Origin of the sequence: Flagellimonas lutimaris (genome assembly GCF_051494225.1) — a bacterium.
GTDB classification, from domain to species: domain Bacteria; phylum Bacteroidota; class Bacteroidia; order Flavobacteriales; family Flavobacteriaceae; genus Flagellimonas; species Flagellimonas lutimaris_A.
Genome location: NZ_JBNPYE010000015.1, coordinates 39,848 through 58,645, shown reverse-complemented (window position 1 = coordinate 58,645; position 18,798 = coordinate 39,848). Strand labels below are relative to the sequence as shown.

The 18,798-nt window shown below is 40.5% G+C and carries 15 protein-coding genes; 10 read left to right on the top strand and 5 right to left on the bottom strand.

Translation table 11 applies throughout. The features are described 5' to 3' along the window. Positions 1-160: 160 nt before the first annotated feature. Together ACQQ5U_RS18800 and pgmB are read right to left on the bottom strand one after the other, a co-directional pair. Entirely contained in the window at positions 161-2,008 is a 1,848-nt protein-coding gene (locus tag ACQQ5U_RS18800; RefSeq protein WP_437399926.1) for a tetratricopeptide repeat protein, read from the bottom strand. A 91-nt stretch (positions 2,009-2,099) separates the two neighbouring features. Further along, a complete protein-coding gene (gene pgmB, locus ACQQ5U_RS18795; protein WP_437399924.1) occupies positions 2,100-2,759 on the bottom strand; it encodes a beta-phosphoglucomutase in 660 nt (219 codons plus the stop codon). Between the two features lie 207 nt (positions 2,760-2,966). Here pgmB and guaA point away from each other — a divergent pair, with 207 nt between their 5' ends. Genes guaA through ACQQ5U_RS18775 form a run of 4 tightly spaced genes read left to right on the top strand, consistent with a single transcriptional unit; the run spans position 2,967 to position 7,585 of the window. Then, positions 2,967-4,499, top strand: coding sequence for a glutamine-hydrolyzing GMP synthase (gene guaA / locus ACQQ5U_RS18790; RefSeq protein WP_437399923.1), 1,533 nt, complete (start codon positions 2,967-2,969; stop codon positions 4,497-4,499). Continuing rightward, positions 4,496-6,676: a LysM peptidoglycan-binding domain-containing protein gene (locus tag ACQQ5U_RS18785; RefSeq protein ID WP_437399921.1), complete on the top strand. Its 2,181-nt coding sequence runs from the start codon at positions 4,496-4,498 to the stop codon at positions 6,674-6,676. Before guaA ends, ACQQ5U_RS18785 begins: the two co-directional genes overlap by 4 nt. Continuing rightward, the gene (locus ACQQ5U_RS18780; protein ID WP_437399919.1) at positions 6,654-7,058 is read left to right on the top strand and encodes an OsmC family protein; all 405 of its coding nucleotides are present in this window, start codon (positions 6,654-6,656) and stop codon (positions 7,056-7,058) included. The genes ACQQ5U_RS18785 and ACQQ5U_RS18780 overlap by 23 nt, the downstream gene beginning before the upstream one ends. After that, on the top strand, positions 7,046-7,585 hold the full coding sequence (locus tag ACQQ5U_RS18775; RefSeq protein ID WP_437399918.1) for a DUF922 domain-containing protein: 540 nt from the start codon (positions 7,046-7,048) through the stop codon (positions 7,583-7,585). The genes ACQQ5U_RS18780 and ACQQ5U_RS18775 overlap by 13 nt, the downstream gene beginning before the upstream one ends. Positions 7,586-7,653: 68 nt before the next feature. Here ACQQ5U_RS18775 and ACQQ5U_RS18770 read toward each other — a convergent pair whose 3' ends face one another. Continuing rightward, complete coding sequence (locus tag ACQQ5U_RS18770) at positions 7,654-8,520, bottom strand: hydroxypyruvate isomerase family protein (protein WP_437399916.1); 867 nt, start codon at positions 8,518-8,520, stop codon at positions 7,654-7,656. Positions 8,521-8,563: 43 nt separating this feature from the next. Here ACQQ5U_RS18770 and ACQQ5U_RS18765 point away from each other — a divergent pair, with 43 nt between their 5' ends. From ACQQ5U_RS18765 to yidC, 3 genes are all read left to right on the top strand, one after another. Continuing rightward, positions 8,564-8,806, top strand: a complete 243-nt coding sequence (locus tag ACQQ5U_RS18765) for a DUF3820 family protein (RefSeq protein ID WP_119608841.1) — start codon at positions 8,564-8,566, stop codon at positions 8,804-8,806. A gap of 49 nt (positions 8,807-8,855) precedes the next feature. After that, entirely contained in the window at positions 8,856-10,490 is a 1,635-nt protein-coding gene (locus ACQQ5U_RS18760) for a CTP synthase (protein ID WP_437399915.1), read from the top strand. A gap of 66 nt (positions 10,491-10,556) precedes the next feature. Beyond that, positions 10,557-12,425, top strand: coding sequence for a membrane protein insertase YidC (gene yidC / locus ACQQ5U_RS18755; RefSeq protein ID WP_437399914.1), 1,869 nt, complete (start codon positions 10,557-10,559; stop codon positions 12,423-12,425). Between the two features lie 276 nt (positions 12,426-12,701). On the opposite strand, the gene ACQQ5U_RS18750 is transcribed toward yidC, so the two are convergent. Continuing rightward, positions 12,702-14,579: a fasciclin domain-containing protein gene (locus ACQQ5U_RS18750; RefSeq protein WP_437399912.1), complete on the bottom strand. Its 1,878-nt coding sequence runs from the start codon at positions 14,577-14,579 to the stop codon at positions 12,702-12,704. Between the two features lie 193 nt (positions 14,580-14,772). Between ACQQ5U_RS18750 and mnmA the strand changes: the two genes are divergently transcribed. The 3 genes from mnmA to ACQQ5U_RS18735 are packed head-to-tail and all read left to right on the top strand — an operon-like array spanning position 14,773 to position 17,474. Next, on the top strand, positions 14,773-15,963 hold the full coding sequence (mnmA, locus tag ACQQ5U_RS18745) for a tRNA 2-thiouridine(34) synthase MnmA (protein ID WP_437399911.1): 1,191 nt from the start codon (positions 14,773-14,775) through the stop codon (positions 15,961-15,963). A gap of 48 nt (positions 15,964-16,011) precedes the next feature. Further along, complete coding sequence (locus tag ACQQ5U_RS18740; protein ID WP_437399909.1) at positions 16,012-16,959, top strand: NAD(P)H-dependent flavin oxidoreductase; 948 nt, start codon at positions 16,012-16,014, stop codon at positions 16,957-16,959. A gap of 41 nt (positions 16,960-17,000) precedes the next feature. After that, entirely contained in the window at positions 17,001-17,474 is a 474-nt protein-coding gene (locus tag ACQQ5U_RS18735; protein WP_437399907.1) for a hypothetical protein, read from the top strand. On the opposite strand, the gene ACQQ5U_RS18730 is transcribed toward ACQQ5U_RS18735, so the two are convergent. Next, positions 17,467-18,798 (bottom strand): DUF58 domain-containing protein, encoded by a 1,332-nt coding sequence (locus ACQQ5U_RS18730; RefSeq protein WP_437399905.1) that lies wholly within the window; start codon positions 18,796-18,798, stop codon positions 17,467-17,469. The two genes, ACQQ5U_RS18735 and ACQQ5U_RS18730, sit on opposite strands and share 8 nt — an antisense overlap.

Here is an 18,798-nt window from a genome sequence, read left to right as displayed (position 1 = left end):
CAGTCTGCAGACCTTAGCCGAGCAAGACCACAAAACGGTGTCAAAAACTTGACAAAACAAACATAAAGTGCTGATTTTGAGGATGAAAATAATCAGGGGGGACAAAGGGTGGACATTCCAAAAATATGGGTGGGACAAGAAGTGGACGTGCAATAAGCTCTTATAGGCTCAATACCAGGTCCTGGAGTGAATCTTCTGTTTGGATATTAAGTTTTTTGCGAAGACGGTAACGTGCTTTTTTAATTCCCTCGTGCGAAATATTCAGGATATTGGCAATCTCTTTTGAAGAAAGATTCATTTTAAGGAGTGCCAACAAGCGAAGTTCATTGGGGGTGACTTCTGGAAAACGGGCTTTTACATTGCTATTGAAATCTCTGTGGACCTCTTCAAAATACCTAGAAAAGTTTTTCCAGTTATTATCACCCTGTAAATCAAAATCAATGGTGCGAATAAGGTTTTGGTATCCATTTTTAACAGACTCTTCTTTTTTTAATGCTTCGGCCTTTTGCTTTATACTTTCCAATACCTCATTCTTTTTGGCCAAGTGCAAGGCGTGGGTTGTCAGTTCCTTCTTTTTAAAATCAAGTTCGGCATCTAGCTTTGCCTTTTCGACTTTATTTCTTTTTAATTTTTGTCGGACTCCATAAAACCCAAATCCAATTACCAACACAGAAAATCCCAAGCCTCCACTCAAAAGGTATTTTTGAAGTTTGCTGACCTTTGCTTCTTGTTCCAAAAGGGCAATTTGCTGTTCTTTTTTCTCGGTTTCATAAATAGTGCGCAACTCTTCAATTTGCTGAGATTTAGTGGAATTGAAAATGGAGTCGTTTAAAATTATAAACTGCTTTTTGTCTTCAAGTGCTTTTTGGTACTGACCACTTTTCTCGTAAGCTATGGAGCGTCCCTTGTATCCATCTTTTAGCTCGACCAAACTTTTAATGGAATCAGCCAGTTGAATGGCTTCAGTATGGTGCTTTATGGATTCCAAAGGTTCATTTTTTTCCAATGATAAACTCCCCAACTCATTTAAAGAACTAACACTGTTGTTGGCAGTTGTTTTACCAAGGTCAATACTTTTCTTTAGAAACTGTTCCGCAAGGTCAAGATTACCTTTCTTACGATGGGCCAAACCCAGATTATGGTAGCAGATGGCTTCAAAGCCTTTCCTTCCGGAACTTATTGATATTTCCAGACTTTTTTTGAAATGCTCAATTCCTTTGTCAATATTGTCTAGGCCTAAATATGCATAACCGATTTCGGTATGTGTGATGCACTCCCAAAGGTGATTTTTTTGGTCTTCAAAAATTCGCAGCCCTTCCATCAGAGGCTCTAGGGCTGCCTCATCGTTACCTCGCAAGCTTTCAATTCTTCCCACACCTACCAACATGTCCGCACGTTGTCTTGGATGAGGCTTCTTTAGCGAGTCCAATCCACTGAGACCTGCCAGCATATATTTTATTCCAAATTCATAAACCCCTTTATCCATATAGATGGTTGCAATCTCTCTATTGGTTTCAGCAATACGAATACCACTTTTCATGTCTATCGCAGTTTGCATTACATCCCTATATAAGGCAATGGATTTATCAAAGTTTCCTGATAATTGCTCCACCTTCGCAAGACCATTGAGGGTTTTAAACATTCCAGCCTTGTTTTTGATAGTTTCCCAGATAGGTTTGGCAAGTTGAAAGTAATATCTGGCAGAATCGAAAGAGTAGGTGCGACGAAAGTAGTTGCCATAATTAAAGAGTGCGTCACCTTCCCCCTTTTTATAATTGAATGCTTTCGATAGTTTAAGTTGTTCCTTTACATAAGGCAGTACGTCCTCCGGTTTCTTTTTTTGAAATACTTCATAATAGAGTTGATCAAGCGTTTCAATTTTATCGATGCCCTCGCTTTGGTTTTGATAAACCCTTAAGAGACTATCAAGTGTAGAATCTTTTTGGGCAAATAAAAGACTTGTCGAAAGCAAAAGAAGGCTACCCACCACGTGGGATATGGTTTTCATGGAGGCTGATTTGCTAACTAAAATAAGCATTTTGGCTCAACTTTTTGAAAAAGAGAGGTTTAAGTGGTTTAATTATGCTTTTAGAAATTTTTTAGAACAAATCCTTGAAATGTGATTTTACTTCAAAAAGAGTAGCCTCTTTCATGGTATCGAACCTAAGGTCGGCATGTCCCACACGTTCTTTAGGACCAATGCCAACACTGTGGAAATTACCAGCTTTTGCAGCATCGATTCCCTTCTCCGCATCTTCAAAAACGATACAGTTTTCAGGAGGTAAACCTAATTTTTCGGAAGCGTACAAGAAAATATCCGGTGCAGGCTTGCTTTTGGAAACGCTGTTCCCATCACCAATTACATCAAAAAAGTGGATGGCGTTAAGTTGTTTCAACACCTTATTGGCATTTTTACTTGCACTGCCCAAAGCCACGCTAAATCCTTCTGACCTGAGGTGCGTTAAAAGTTCTTTGGCACCAGGCAAATAGTCCTCTTGGGTCATGCTGTTCAAACTTTCCACATAGATATCATTCTTTTTTGTGGCCAGTTCAACTATAGTTTCTTCATTCAAGGATACCTTATTATGGTCCATAATCACTTTTATAGAATCCATTCTGGAAATCCCTCTAAGCTTTTCATTCAGGTCACGATCAAATTGCCAACCCATATCGTCCGACAATTTTTTCCAAGCAGCGTAGTGCAGCTCAGCGGTATCTGTGATTACACCATCCAAATCAAAAATGAATCCCTTAATCATGGTCAATGTTTTTTAAAGCGCAAAGAAATAATGAAATCCGTTAAGAAAAAAACTATATAAGGTTATGTTCTTTTCTATTTAATAAATAATAAGAACCCCCAACAATTAACTTGTTGATAACCCGTGGGAATTACCTCGTAAAAAAAGTTGTTATAAATATCCTTTAAAAGATACTTTTGCAACTAAAGCAAATTGCTATTTTTGCCCATGCATAACAACGTACTCATCCTAGACTTTGGTTCCCAGTATACACAATTGATCGCAAGGCGAGTAAGGGAACTCAACATTTATTCAGAAATAAAACCATACAACAAACTGCCCGAGGATTTATCGGATTATAAAGCGGTTATACTTTCGGGTTCGCCATCTTCAGTGCGCTCGGAGCATGCCCCGCACCCCGATTTGTCGGAAATTAAGGGTAAGAAACCTTTGTTGGGTATATGCTATGGTGCTCAATATTTGTCCCACTTCCATGGTGGGAACGTAGCGCCATCTGCCACCCGAGAATATGGTAGGGCCAATTTATCCTATGTGAATTCAGAAGATAATTTTTTACAGGATATTGGCGAAGGAAGTCAAGTATGGATGAGCCATAGCGATACTATTAAGGAACTTCCCGAAGGGGCCATTCGTCTGGCAAGTACCCACGATGTGGAAAATGCTGCGTATAAAATTGATGGAGAGACCACCTACGGTATTCAGTTCCACCCAGAAGTATACCATACCACTGATGGGACAAAGCTTTTGGAGAACTTTTTGGTGAACATTGCCGGATTGGAACAAGATTGGACGCCCGACGCGTTTGTGGAAACAACGGTAGAAGAGTTAAAAGAAGAGATTGGTGATGAGAAAGTAATCCTTGGTTTATCTGGTGGAGTGGATTCCAGTGTTGCCGCCATGCTGTTGCATAAAGCCATTGGGGATCATTTACACTGTATTTTTGTAAACAACGGGCTTCTGCGTAAAAATGAGTTCGAAAATGTTTTGGACCAATATAAACATATGGGCCTAAACGTAAAGGGCGTTGATGCTTCGGCACGCTTTTTGGATGCCTTGAAGGGAGAATCTGATCCTGAAGGAAAAAGAAAGATCATTGGAAGGGTCTTTATTGAGGTCTTTGATGATGAGTCCCACAAAGTGGAAAATGCAAAATGGTTGGCGCAAGGAACTATTTATCCGGATAGGATAGAATCTGTTTCAGCCAGTGGAGGACCATCAGCGGTGATAAAGAGTCACCATAATGTTGGAGGTTTGCCCGACTATATGAAATTGAAAGTAGTGGAGCCCTTGAAAATGTTGTTCAAGGATGAGGTGAGAAGAGTAGGAGCAAGTATGGATATGTCCCCGGAGATATTGGGAAGACATCCATTTCCGGGCCCTGGTTTGGGAATCCGTATCCTGGGAGACATTACCCCGGAAAAAGTGGCCATTTTACAAGAAGTGGATGCCATTTTTGTTGATGGATTAAAAAAATGGGGGCTTTATGACAAGGTTTGGCAGGCCGGAGCCATGCTTTTGCCCGTAGATAGTGTAGGAGTTATGGGAGATGAGCGCACTTACGAAAAATGTGTGGCGCTCAGAGCCGTTGAGAGTACTGATGGAATGACGGCCGATTGGGTGAATTTACCATATGAATTCTTACAAAAGACCTCTAATGATATAATAAACAAGGTTAAAGGCGTTAATAGAGTGGTGTATGACATTAGCTCAAAACCACCGGCAACTATAGAATGGGAATGAAAAAACATATTTTACAATTGGTTTTTACCGTGGTCCTTTTGTTGGCAATGGTACCAGTTTCTGCACAGAACTACGCAACACATGCTGTAAAAGAGGGGGAAACACTGAAAAGCATCTCTCAAAAATATCGGGTGACGCCCTACAGTATTTTACAGGCCAATAAGGAAATCAAAAGTGCTTCCGATGTAAAGGAGAACACTATTCTTATAATTCCATTGAAAGGAACACCTGTTGAAAACAAAACGGAGTCCAAAGAGGAAAAGCAAGAAGAGGAAGAAGTAAAACCAATACGTTTTACACGTCATAGGGTAAAAAAGAAGGAAACTATTTTTGGTCTTACACAGAAGTACAATATTACCGAAGACCAACTTAAAAGGTACAATACCCGTTTATACTCTGAAACTCTTGAACGTAGAATGGTCCTTCAAATTCCTGTGTTCCCGGAGATCGACCCAAATGAGGAAAAAGAGTTGGACTTTGAGACCTACACGGTACAACCCAAAGAAACCCGTTGGAGCATTGCACACAAATATGGTATTAGTGTGGATAGTCTATTGATTTTGAATCCAGAATTGGACAAGAACACCAATTACTTGGCCATCGGTGAAGAATTAAAGTTGCCGCGCCCCAAGGGAGACAGTCTTAAAGAACAGAAAACAGAGATTTTTACTTCTTACACGGTGCCCCCAAAAATGACCCTCTATAGTTTGGGAAGGGAATACGGTATCCCTTCAGATTCTATTGTTAGGTTGAATCCAGAGATTATGCAGGAGGGTGGACTAAAAGAAGGCATGGTGGTCCGTTTGCCCAAAAGGAAGGATGACGAAGGGGAGGTCAATACAGATAACTTTATTTTTTATGAAGTTAAACCCAAGCAGAATATTTTTAGGTTGACACAAAACCTTAAAATATCCAGAGAGGATTTGTTCCGTTTGAACCCTGCTCTCGAAAATGGACTGAAAGCTGGAATGGTTTTAAAATTACCCAAAGAAAAGGCTGACCAATTGGAAGTGAAAAATGCCTTGGTCTTGGATAAGATTAATTTGGTGGACAGTATCAACATAGAAAACCGGCCCAAATTGGTATTCATGCTTCCTTTCCGTTTGGATAAGGTAAATGTCAATGACAGAGAAAAAGCTCAGGAGTTAATAAAAAACCGAAGGGACCTTGCACTGAGCCTCGGATTTTATACAGGTGCTATGGTAGCTTTGGACTCCATTAAAAAGTTAGGGGTTTCCGTAGATGTAAAAACTTATGATACCCAATTGGACCAAGCTAAGGTCAAGGAAATCCTGTTCAGGGAAAACCTAAATGGTGTCAATGCCATTATTGGGCCATTGGCTCCAGGGCCTTTGGATGAAGTAGCTGTTCAGGCTGCAGCAAAAGACATTCCAGTGATTGCCCCGATTTCTTCGGATAGCAAGTTGAGTCATAACAATGTATTTTATTCTGTGCCCAGAGATGTGGTGCTCCGGGATAAAATGTTGTCCTACATGGAAAAGATTCATAAGGATGAGAACATAGTGATTATTGCTGATTCCACGCATCAAGTTGCTCATGATTCAATTTTGAGTAAATTTCCTGCTGCCCAAATCGCCAAGGTGATAGATAATAAGTCGTTGCATTTAGATGAATTTTTGCTTCAGCTTTCAGGGGAAAAGGAAAATTGGGTGTTTTTGGAAACCGACCAGCCCAATATGGTGGCCAGTGTCACATCCATTTTGAACTCGGCCAACACTTCTTCATTGTTAAGTACAGAGGAGACCGAAGAAATCAATGTGCGTATGTTCACCACGAGTTACAATGGTGCTTTTGAAGATGAGGCGGTGTCCAAGACCCATCTGTCCAATCTTAAATTTACCTATCCGTCCTTTTACAGAGAATCAGGAAATGATGCTTTCACCAAGGCGTACAGTCAAAAATATAAAGGTATATTGCCCGATAGATATGCAGTTAGAGGATTTGATGTTACTATGGATGTATTGTTAAAGCTTGCATACAAGAACAATCTTTTTGAAACATCAAAATATATAGGTTTGACAGAGTATGCAGGAAATGGTTTTGATTATCTCAATGATTGGACCTCTGGCTATTTTAATCGTGCTTGCTATATTATGGAGTATGATAACCTTAGAATAAAAGAAGTAGAGCCAAATGACAGCAAAAGTAACCTATAACGGAAATCTGCGTACAACCTGTGTGCATCTACGTTCTGGAAGCGAATATATTACCGATGCCCCAGTTGATAATAATGGCAAAGGGGAGGCCTTTTCTCCTACCGATACCGTAGCAACGGGATTGGCTAATTGCATGATGACCATGATGGGTATCAAAGCCCGTGATATGGATGTGGATTTAACCGGTTCAACCGCTGAGGTAACCAAACATATGGCGGCCAATCCTAGAAGAATTTCAAAGATTGAGGTGAAATTGGAGTTGCCAGCATCGGTATCTGAAAAGCATAGAAAAATATTGGTTCATACAGCTAATACTTGCCCAGTGCATTATAGCTTGCACCCAGATATTGAAAGAGTAATCGATTTTAATTGGATAAAATAGTTCCCTTAGTATGTATTCTGCTACTTGGTTTTTTAGGCTTTGGACAAGAAATCGAGGAGGGTGTCCCTTGGAATGAAAATATTCGACTTACTTGGGCCGATTTTAAAGGGAAAGTTCCACCCGCCGAAGAATCGGCGGCAACCACAGCCAGTGGCATAAGCTATTCTTATTCGGCAAACTTGTTGCACCATGAAGTGAAATTGGACTTTGAGGTAAATGCATATTTCTACCCTAATGAATCTTGGTACAGACCTGAATTGTGCAACGAAAATACCTTGGCGCACGAACAGCTTCATTTTGATATTACTGAGCTATTTGCACGAAAAATGAGGGAAAAACTTCGACGTACCTCTTTTTCCGATGATGTAAAAGCGGAAGTACGTAAAATCTACAGGGATATACTAGCAGAGCTTCAACAGTATCAGGAGCAATACGATTGGCAAACCAACTTTTCCAGGAACAGGGAAATGCAATTGAAATGGAATAAAAAAATAATTGAGGCCTTGAAAACCGAGGCAAAAGGTTGAAAAGCTCTTTTGTGTCATACTGTTTTTAAATAACAGTTTGATGGTTATTGCACCTCAAATAGTTTAACTTATATATCACACCTCATAAAACCATCTTTCAGGGCTTCAATCTTATCGTCCCAAGTGGTAATAAATTCCTGGGCCACATAACCTTTGAATCCGGTTGCATGTATAGCTTTAATAATAGCTGGGTAATATAGCTCTTGGGTTTCATCAATTTCATGCCTGCCCGGTACTCCGGCAGTATGGTAATGGCCAAAATAGGGATGATAGTTCTGTATGCTTCGAATAATATCACCTTCCTGAATTTGCATATGGTAGATATCGAACAGCAACTTAAAATTGTCACTTCCCAAGTGCTTGCAAAGTTCAACCCCCCATAACGAGTTATCGCACATATAATCGGGATGGTTTACTTGGTTAAACAGTTCCATTTGTATCACCACACCATGCTTTTCCGCCAATGGAATAATTTGTGAAAGCCCGTCCACACAATTTTGAAGACCAACATAATCGTTCATGCCATCTCGATTACCACTAAAACAGATGAGGTTGGTGTAACCTGCCTCGGCTACCTTCGGAATCATTTCCGTGTAGTTTTTTATCAACTGTTCGTGGTATTTTGGATTGTTCCAGCCCTCGGTCAAACTTATTTCCGCACCATTGCACATGGAACAATGTATATCATACTTCTTCAAAATGGGCCATCTATCAGGTCCCACCAAATCAATGGCTTTAACACCCAGTTCGTTCAAGGTTTTTAAAAAGTCTTCTAGCGGGATATCGTTAAAACACCATTCGCATACACTATGGTTGATGTTATGCTTAAGTTTAAATTCCTTGGATTGCCCTTGGCTATTTGATACCATGGCAGAGGCTGAGGCCAGTCCTGCAGACCCTACGGCAGCAGTAGCTATAAAATTTCTACGTTTCATTTTGAGGATTTGTCAATGGAAAGATAGTATTTTCGACCTAGATATGGAAATACGACCCGATTCAAAACAGTTATTGGAACTGGCCCACTACAGAATGCCTTTTGGTAAATTCAAGGGGCGCTATCTCGTGGATTTGCCCCTACCTTATCTGGTTTGGTTCAAGCAAAAAGGATTTCCCAAAGGGAAACTGGGCGACTATCTAAATACTATGCTTACCATCAAGGATAACAGTTTGGAACCCATCATCAGAAAGATTCAAAAAGATTTTCCTCGCCAATCTTCCTGATTTTTGCCCCGCAATTAGTAACTTTACGCCCCGTAATAGAATGATCAATATGTCAGATACCAAGTACATTTTCGTTACGGGAGGCGTTACTTCTTCGTTGGGTAAAGGAATTATCGCCGCATCCTTGGCTAAACTACTGCAAGCCAGGGGGTACCGAACCACCATACAAAAGTTAGATCCCTATATAAATGTGGACCCGGGGACACTTAATCCATACGAGCATGGAGAATGTTATGTGACCGACGATGGTGCAGAAACCGATTTGGATTTGGGCCACTATGAGCGTTTTTTGAATGTTCGTACATCTCAGGCCAATAATGTGACCACGGGAAGAATCTACCAAAGCGTTATTGAAAAAGAAAGAAGAGGTGAATTTTTGGGCAAAACGGTACAAGTAGTGCCCCATATTACCAATGAGATAAAGGAGCGTATCCAAATTTTGGGAAATAGCGGTGATTACGACATCATTATCACCGAAATTGGTGGTACGGTAGGGGATATTGAATCCCTGCCTTATATTGAAGCAGTGAGACAATTGCTTTGGGAGTTGGGCGAACATAATGGTATTGTGATCCATCTAACCTTGGTACCATTTTTATCTGCCGCTGGTGAGTTAAAAACAAAACCAACACAACACTCTGTTAAAACTTTGATGGAGAGTGGTATTAAAGCAGATATCTTGGTTTGTAGAACAGAACATAATATTTCCGAGGACATCAAGGAAAAATTAGCGCTCTTTTGTAATGTTAGAAAGGAGGCTGTAATTCAGTCCATTGATGCATCAACTATATATGATGTCCCCTTGTTAATGCAAGAAGAAGGTTTGGATACGGTTACTTTGGAAAAATTGGCACTTCCCAATAATAAGGAACCAAATCTAGATCAGTGGAAGGAATTCTTGAAACGTCATAAAAATCCAAAGGATAAAGTAACCATTGGATTGATTGGAAAGTATGTTGAACTTCCCGATTCATATAAATCCATACAAGAATCCTTTATCCATGCCGGTGCTACCAATGAAGTCGATGTTGAGGTGAAATCAATTCATTCCGAACATTTGACAGCAAAAAACATTGATAAAAAATTGAAAGGCCTAGACGGCATTTTGGTTGCTCCCGGCTTTGGTGAGCGTGGAATAGAGGGTAAGGTAAGCGCAGTAAAGTATGCCCGAGAGAACAACATACCATTTCTTGGTATTTGTTTGGGTATGCAGATGGCTGTAATCGAATTTGCAAGAACCGTTCTTGGTTTGGAAAAAGCCAATTCCACCGAAATGAACAAAGAAACTCCAGACCCGGTTATAAGTTTAATGGAAGAACAAAAATCCATTACCGATATGGGCGGGACCATGCGTTTGGGTAGTTGGGATTGTCATTTAAAGGAAGGTAGCTTGGTGGAGAGAGTTTATGGTTCATCTGATATTGAAGAGCGCCATAGGCACCGTTACGAATTCAACAACAAGTACAAGGAGCAAATGGAGGAAGCCGGACTGGTAGCGTCTGGTCTAAACCCCAAAACAGGATTGGTTGAGGTTGTGGAGATTCCTTCGCACCCATGGTTCGTAGGGGTACAGTATCACCCTGAGTACAAAAGTACGGTAGCTAGCCCACATCCCTTATTTGTTGGGTTTGTAAAGGCGGTATTGACCCATAAACAGAAACAAAACAATGCCAGTTTGGCATAAAATGCGGTTTTGGGCATATATTTGCCACCTGAAATACCAATAAAATATTTCTACTAAATAATATTCATGGAAGAAAAGAAGCTGGATATTAAATCCATTGTTGGATTTGTACTGATTTTTGGGATACTCATATATATGTTTTACCAAAATCAACCCACGCCAGAAGAGTTAGAGGCTCAAAAAGCAGAACAAGAGCAAGTTGAGGCCGAGAAGAATAAGGTTGAAGAAGAAGCCAAAACGGCAGTTGTAAAGGAAACAAAGACTATAGATCTTAATGACTCCACTGCAGTGGCCCAATATAAGAATACGGTTGGTGCATTTGGTTTTACAAAAACCTCGGATGGAACCACCATCTTGGAAAATGAGGTTTTAAAATTGGAGGTTTCCAATCAAGGAGGACAGATTGTAGAGGCCAAAATGAAGAATTTTGTGACCCATGATTCCGTTCCCGTGTATTTGGTAAAAGATGGCAATGCCAATTTCGCATTGAATTTCACTACTTCGGACAATAGGTTATTGAGTACGGCAGATCTCTATTTTGAACCGTCTCTTACACAAAGTGGGGATAACCATGTACTTTCCATGAAGGCCAAAGTGGCCAACAACCAGTTTTTGGAGTACCGGTACGAAATGAAACCGAATGAATATTTGGTGGACTTTACTGTACGTTCTCAAGGTTTAAGTGGTATTTTCAATAGTAGTAAACCCGTCACTTTGGAGTGGGATTTAAAAGGTATCCGACATGATCAGAGTATCAGGTATGAAAATAGATATACCCGTCTAACATATAATCACGATGAGGGAAATATCAGCAAACTTTCCGAGAGCAGTGATTTTGATGAGGAAACCGAAGTGGATGTAAAGTGGTTGTCGTATCGTCAGCACTTTTTTAGTTCCATATTGGCAACCGATAATCATTTTAAGACGGCAGATTTAACCTCTACCAACTTGGTTGAGGAAGAAAGCAAAGAATTGCTTTTTACCAAAGCATACAGCACACGAGCTCCTTTAGAATTGCAAGGTGGAGAACTTTCACAAAACATGTATTGGTACTATGGACCTACCGATGTAAAAGTACTTGAGGATTATAAAGATTTAGGCCTTGTAGAATCCATTCCGTTCGGGTGGGGAATATTTGGTTGGATCAACCGCTATGTATTTACACCGTTCTATACCTTCTTAAGTTCTTTCTTGCCTTTTGGTATAGCTATTATTATCATGACGATTATGGTTCGATTGGCCCTTTCGCCAGTTACCTATAAATCCTATTTGTCGCAGGCCAAGATGAAGGTGTTGAAACCTGAAATTTCGGAAATCGGCGAAAAGTACAAGGATAATGCCATGAAAAAGCAGCAGGAGACCATGAAGGTCTACAACAAGGCAGGCGTGAGCCCCATGAGTGGTTGTGTGCCGGCCTTACTGCAGTTGCCAATTTTCTATGCCCTGTTTATGTTCTTCCCAACTTCTTTTGCGTTACGTCAGAAGTCATTTTTATGGGCGGACGATTTATCATCTTATGATACCATTTTTGAATTGCCGTTCACCATTCCATTTTATGGTGACCACGTATCCTTGTTCCCGATTTTGGCGTCCATAGCCATTTTCTTCTACATGCAGATGACAACGGGACAGAGTATGCAGATGCAGCAACAGCCCGGCATGCCGAACATGAAATTTATTATGTACCTATCTCCCGTGATGATGTTGTTCTTCTTTAACAACTATGCGAGTGGGTTGAGTTTGTACTACTTCATTTCCAACTTGATTACCATCTTTATTATGTTGGCCATCAAGAACTACATTTTGGATGAGGATAAAATCCATGCCCAAATTCAGGAAAACAAGAAGAAGCCCAAAAAGGAAAATAAGTTCCAGCGTAAAATGCGTGAGATGATGGAACAAGCCGAGGAGCAAAAGAAATCAGGAAAAAGATAAACCTGAGTTAGATACTTTTTGGTTCAAATAAAAAAACTCCCTCAAGATTTCTTGGGGGAGTTTCCATTTACAGGTTTAGTTTGGAAAGATTTGGGACTCCAAAGATGAGGGATTACCAACATTCAAAAAATAAAAAGTTGTAAAACGTCTGGTTTTTGTGGGTAAATAATCCTTTGTTGATGTGTCATCGATGAACGGTAAACACTACCCGATAAAAAGCCCCCTCAATGCAATTTGAGGGGGCTTTTAAAGCACTATCTATTAATCAAAAACTAGTTAGTTTGACGTATTTGGAATCAATACGGTGTCTACTACATGTATTACACCGTTTATCGCTTGTACGTCCACGGCATCAATACCAATTCCTGGATTTCCTGCGCCATCGGTAATATCTGCAATATTGTCACCAGTTCCTGGTAGGTTGATGGTAATCATATCACCTTCCAAAGTAGTTGTAGTAGCACCATCGCTCAAGTCTCCTGAACGCACATTGGCTCCTGCCACTACATGGTGCTGCAATATTGGAATAAGGTCAGCTTCCTCTGGAATACTGGCCAAGGCATCAAATGCAGTGTTTGTAGGAGCGAATACGGTAAATGGGTCACTACCTGCACCATCTTGAGCCGACAATACGCTTACAAAATCAGTACTTGGCGTCAATTCGGTCAATGCTTGTACCAATGTGGAGAAATTCGGGTCAGCGGCGGCAAAAGTCACTACAGTGGGTAAATCGATTACAGCTTCAACGGTATGAATCACTCCATTGCTCGCTACAATGTCAGCCATTGCCACATTGCTTGTTCCATTTAAGGTAACACCATCATCGGTATTAATGTATAAGCTCAAATTTTCATCGGCAGCAAATTCTGCGGCAGTGTTAACATAAGAGTTGGTCAATCCTGATGAGAATGCTGCAGCTCCAACAACCACGTGGTTGGATAAAATAGCATTCAAATCATTTGAATTTGGATTGGTGAATGCACTAAATGCATCATTCCCGGGTGCGAATACTGTAAAGGTTTCTTCTTCATTGGACAACAAGTCTGTAAAGGTTGTGTTACCACCATCGGTCAAAGCACTTACTAATGAGGTCAAGCCCGGGTTGGCAACAGCATGGTCTACAACATTTGGAATGTCGATTACAGCATCAACAACGTGTACGATTCCGTTCAATGCTTTTACATCTGGAGTCACTACAGTGGATACACCATTAAAGGTAACCCCATCAGAAGTATCAAAGAATAAACTTACATTTTGTTCTCCGGCTCCAGTTGCCAAAGTACTGGTGTAACCAGAACCAAGTCCTGTTAAGTCCGTTGAGGTAACCTCTCCACTAATTACGTGGTTAAGCAATACGTTGGTCAATACGTCAACAGGAACATCTTCCAAAGCTGCGCCATCCAAGAACGCCGCAAATGCATCGTCTGTTGGGGCCAACACGGTAAAAGGTCCATCTCCGCGTAGTACGGTTGGTAAATCTCCGTTAGCTGTAACAAGGGCAGCAACCAAGTTCTGTAAATTTTCATTTTCTATTGCCAAATCCGTAATTGGCACCAAAATAATATCGGCCAGTTCATCTAAAATGGCTTGCGGCAATAAAACTTTATCAATTATATGAACCACTCCGTTAGAAACTTCAATGTCGGCGGTAGTAACTTCAGCAGCAACATCTGTAGCATCTTGTATAAAAACGCCACCGTCAATGGATACTTGCATGGAAGAACCTTGTAAAGTAGTAAGGCTCATTCCATTGCTCAAATCAGTGGAAAGGGCGGCATCGGCCACTACATGGTACGTTAGGATAACGGCCAATAAATCTTGAAGCTGTTGTGAACTAAAGTCATCCAACGAATCAAAACCATCTAGTTGAGTCAGTAAATCGTTGAAGGCTTGGTTGGTCGGTGCAAAAACCGTAAAGGGTCCGTCTCCGCTAAGTGCGGCTACCAAATCGTTGTTAGAACTTTCATCAGCCTTTTGAAGTGCAGCTACTAAAGTGCTTAATTCTGCCGTGGCTTGAGCAGCTTCTACAATGTTAGCGCCTTCTTCAGGTGTTGACATTGTTCCATCATCATTATCGGAGCACGATGTAAAACCAATAAATAGTACTAAAAAAGCTAGTCGGGCTAAAGTTTTAAATGTTTTCATGTTGTTCATAGATGTATGTTTAACATTATAAAAATATAATTAAACAAAATGAAAACAATAATGTTTAACATTTTAACTAAAAACTTTAACAAAATCAAAATACTAGTTGTCTGTGGGTTATAGATGGAGGATTTTCCTTTAAGACATAATTATCATTTTATATAAACCTCAATTCGTATTTTTGTAGCCTTAAATCATTGTGATGAAAAAGGTTGTTGTTGGACTTTCGGGAGGAGTGGATTCGAGTGTAGCTGCCTATTTGCTCAAAGAGCAAGGGTATGAAGTGATTGGTCTGTTCATGAAGAACTGGCACGACGATTCTGTTACCATTTCTGAAGAATGCCCATGGTTGGAGGATAGCAACGATGCATTGATTGTTGCTGAAAAGCTGGGAATTCCTTTCCAAACGGTGGATTTAAGCACGGAATATAAGGAGCGTATCGTTGATTATATGTTCAACGAATATGAAAGAGGAAGAACGCCCAATCCCGATGTGCTTTGTAATCGCGAAATCAAGTTCGATGTGTTCATGAAAATCGCCCTGCAACTAGGCGCAGATTACGTGGCAACGGGTCATTATTGTAGAAAAGGAATCATTAAAAATGCTGATGGCACCGAAACCTATCAATTGTTATCTGGAAAAGACCCAAACAAAGATCAATCCTATTTTCTTTGTCAATTATCACAAGAACAGTTATCCAAGACCTTGTTTCCCATTGGAGAACTGCAAAAACCAGAAGTAAGGAAAATTGCAGCAGAAAATAGTTTGATCACTGCTGATAAAAAAGATTCTCAAGGATTGTGTTTTATCGGAAAAGTGCATTTACCTGAATTTTTACAACAAAAATTGAAGCCCAAGAAAGGTGTGATTGTGGAAGTGCCCAGTAATGCCACACAATTTGCAACTATAATTCCCGAGTTTCAAAACGAAAAGGAAAAATTGGTCTTTCAAGCGGAGAAACCTGTGTATTCCTTGGAAGATGGAAAAGTAGTGGGAGAGCACCAAGGTGCGCATTATTTTACCATTGGGCAACGTAAAGGATTAAATGTAGGTGGAACCAAAGAGCCCTTGTTCGTAATCGATACCGATGTGGACAAGAACATTATTTATACCGGTCAAGGCAAATCTCACCCTGGACTACTGCGCAATACTTTGTTTATAAAAGAGGACGAGCTGCATTGGGTGCGCCCCGATCTAGCTTTACAAGTTGATGAGACCATGGAGGTGATGGCGCGTATCCGATACCGTCAGCCATTGCAGCCAGCAACCCTCTACAAAGTAGAGAATGGTTTGTTTGTTGATTTTAAGGAGAAGCAATCTGCCATTACCGAAGGCCAGTTTGTGGCTTGGTACAGTAATGATGAATTGATTGGTTCTGGGGTGATTTCATAAACAACTTCTATATTTTGATTATTTTGGTGGAAACAGAATAAAATTTTCATGCAAAACAAAATCACACAACTTTTCGGAATTGAATACCCCATAATTCAAGCAGGAATGGTCTGGGCCAGCGGTTGGCGTTTGGCCTCTGCGGTATCCAATGCTGGTGGATTGGGATTGTTGGGGGCAGGAAGCATGTACCCAGATGTACTGGAGGAACACATCATCAAATGCAAAAAGGCAACCGATAAGCCTTTTGGGGTCAACATTCCCATGTTGTACCCTGATATCGAGAAGTTGATGAACATTATTGTTGAGCAAGAAGTGAAAATTGTATTCACTTCGGCGGGAAACCCTAAAACGTGGACCAAATTTCTTCAGGAACAAGGAATCACTGTCGTCCATGTGGTCAGTAGTGTGAAGTTTGCCTTAAAAGCACAAGAAGCAGGAGTGGATGCTATTGTTGCTGAAGGATTTGAAGCAGGAGGACATAATGGGCGTGATGAAACTACTACTATGGTGTTGATTCCTTCCGTAAAAGAAAAAATTAGTGTTCCCTTGATTGCTGCGGGCGGTATTGCAACGGGTAGGGCCATGTTGGCTGCCATGGTATTGGGGGCCGATGGTGTTCAGGTGGGGAGTAGATTTGTAGCCTCTCCCGAAGCATCGTCGCACGAACTATTTAAAAAATGGGTCGTCGATGCCAATGAAGGAGATACCCAACTCACCTTAAAAGAACTTGCTCCTGTTCGATTGCTCAAAAACAAGTTTTTCCAAGATATTCAGGAGGCCTATGCCAATGGTGCTTCCAAAGAAGATTTACAGGCCTTATTGGGTAGGGCCAGAGCAAAGAAAGGTATGTTTGAGGGGGATATGGAAGAAGGTGAACTGGAGATTGGTCAAGTTTCCGGATTGATCCACGATATAAAACCTGCTTCCGACATTGTTCATGGATTAATGGCTGAATTTAATCGAGCAAAAGCAGAAATACTGCACTATTTAGGGTGAAGCTGGGGTATTAATAAACTTTTGATATATTTAGCCGCGCAATGAGAACACTAATACCCACTTTACTTTTTTTTGTGCTTACTTCCCAGTGTTATGGGCAAGTGGAACATGATAAGGCACTTCATTTTTTGGGAGGCAGTCTTGCTGGTCTTGCAGGGGCCGGGGTTGCCAAGCAGGTTACCAAAGGCAATCGGGTTTGGACATTTGTTGGTGCTGTTACCGGAAGCGCTCTTGCTGGATTGGCCAAAGAAGCAATTGATGCTGGACAACGGGATAATGGTTGGGACAATGAAGATTTAGCCGCAACTATTTTAGGAGGTGTTACGGTAGGTATTGCCATAGACCTTTTCTCCAAAAAAGATTCTCAAAATAGGTTGCGTGGTCGGTATTCTAATTTGGATTTAAAGAAGAAAAAACATTTTCTACAACCTAAAACGGAATTTGTTGTATTGGAAGGCAAACTTCCATCCTTGAATACGTTGGGTATTTCCAATCAGGACCTAATAATTAAATAATTCCCCTAGCTTTTATTTCCAGATATTTATTGATGGTATTTACCGTCAATTCTTCTGGTTTGGTCAAAATAGTCTGTATGCCATATTTTTGAAGTTCTTTCTGCATCAGTCGTTTTTCCAAAGAAAATTTCTCGGCAATTGTTTTATGGTATATGGCCTGTAAATCCTCTGTATCTTCTGCGATCAGAGATTCCAATTCGGTATTTTCAAAGAAAATAACTACTAAAACATGTTTTTTCGCCATGGCCAAGATATAGGGCAATTGCCGTTGTAGCCCTGACATATGCTCAAAATTGGTGTAAAGCAATAATAAACTTCGCTGGTTGACCTTGCGTTTTACATGGGCATATAACAATCCAAAATCTGAATCCGAATAATCCGTGGAAATATTGTAAAGACTTTCCATAATGGTATTCAGGTGTGTGAGTTTTTGTACAGCGGGCACAAAGGTTTCAATCTTTTTGGAGAAGGTGAGCAATCCTGTTTTATCGCTGCGTTTTAAGGCAACATTGGAAAAAGCCAATGCCGAATTGATGGCGTAATCCAATAGACTCAAACCATTGAATGGCATTTTCATAACCCTGCCCGCATCAATAATGGAATAAATGGGCTGGGAACGTTCATCTTGGTATTGGTTCACCATCAACTGGTTCTTTTTTGCTGTGGCTTTCCAATTTATAGTGCGAACATCGTCTCCTTTTATGTATTCCTTGATTTGCTCAAACTCCTGGGTGTGGCCAATACGCCTTATTTTTTTTAGTCCAAATTCGGTCAAACGATTGCTCGTGGCCAAAAAATCGTATTGCTGCATTTGTATGATGGAAGGATATACCGGGACCATTTGATCTTTTTGGAACACAAATTTTCTTTTGATGATACGTAGCGGGGAGGATGCAAAAACAATCAAATTGCCAAAAACATATTCACCCCGTTCCACGGGCCGTACCGAATATTCAAAATAATGGGGTTCTCCTTTCTGCATTTTGGTCTTATGTTCAAAATCCCTTTTTTGGAATTGAACGGGCAATTCATCAATAATGGAAACTTCAGCTTTAAAAGGGTATTTGGAACTCAGATGAACCGATAAAATATTTTGGTCGCTGTTGGATAATTTCCGAGGTAGATTTCGATGTGCGATGATGGCACTCGATGTAGCGTACAAAAAATATAGATCTAAGAAGAAGAGTGCCACTAAAAGGAATACCGATAGCCATGCAATAGGATAAAGGATGGGGACCCAATAGGAAATTACAAAGCATGCAGATAGCAGGGCGATATACCGAAAGAAAATATTATGTATGTAGAGCGACCGAAGGAATGCCAT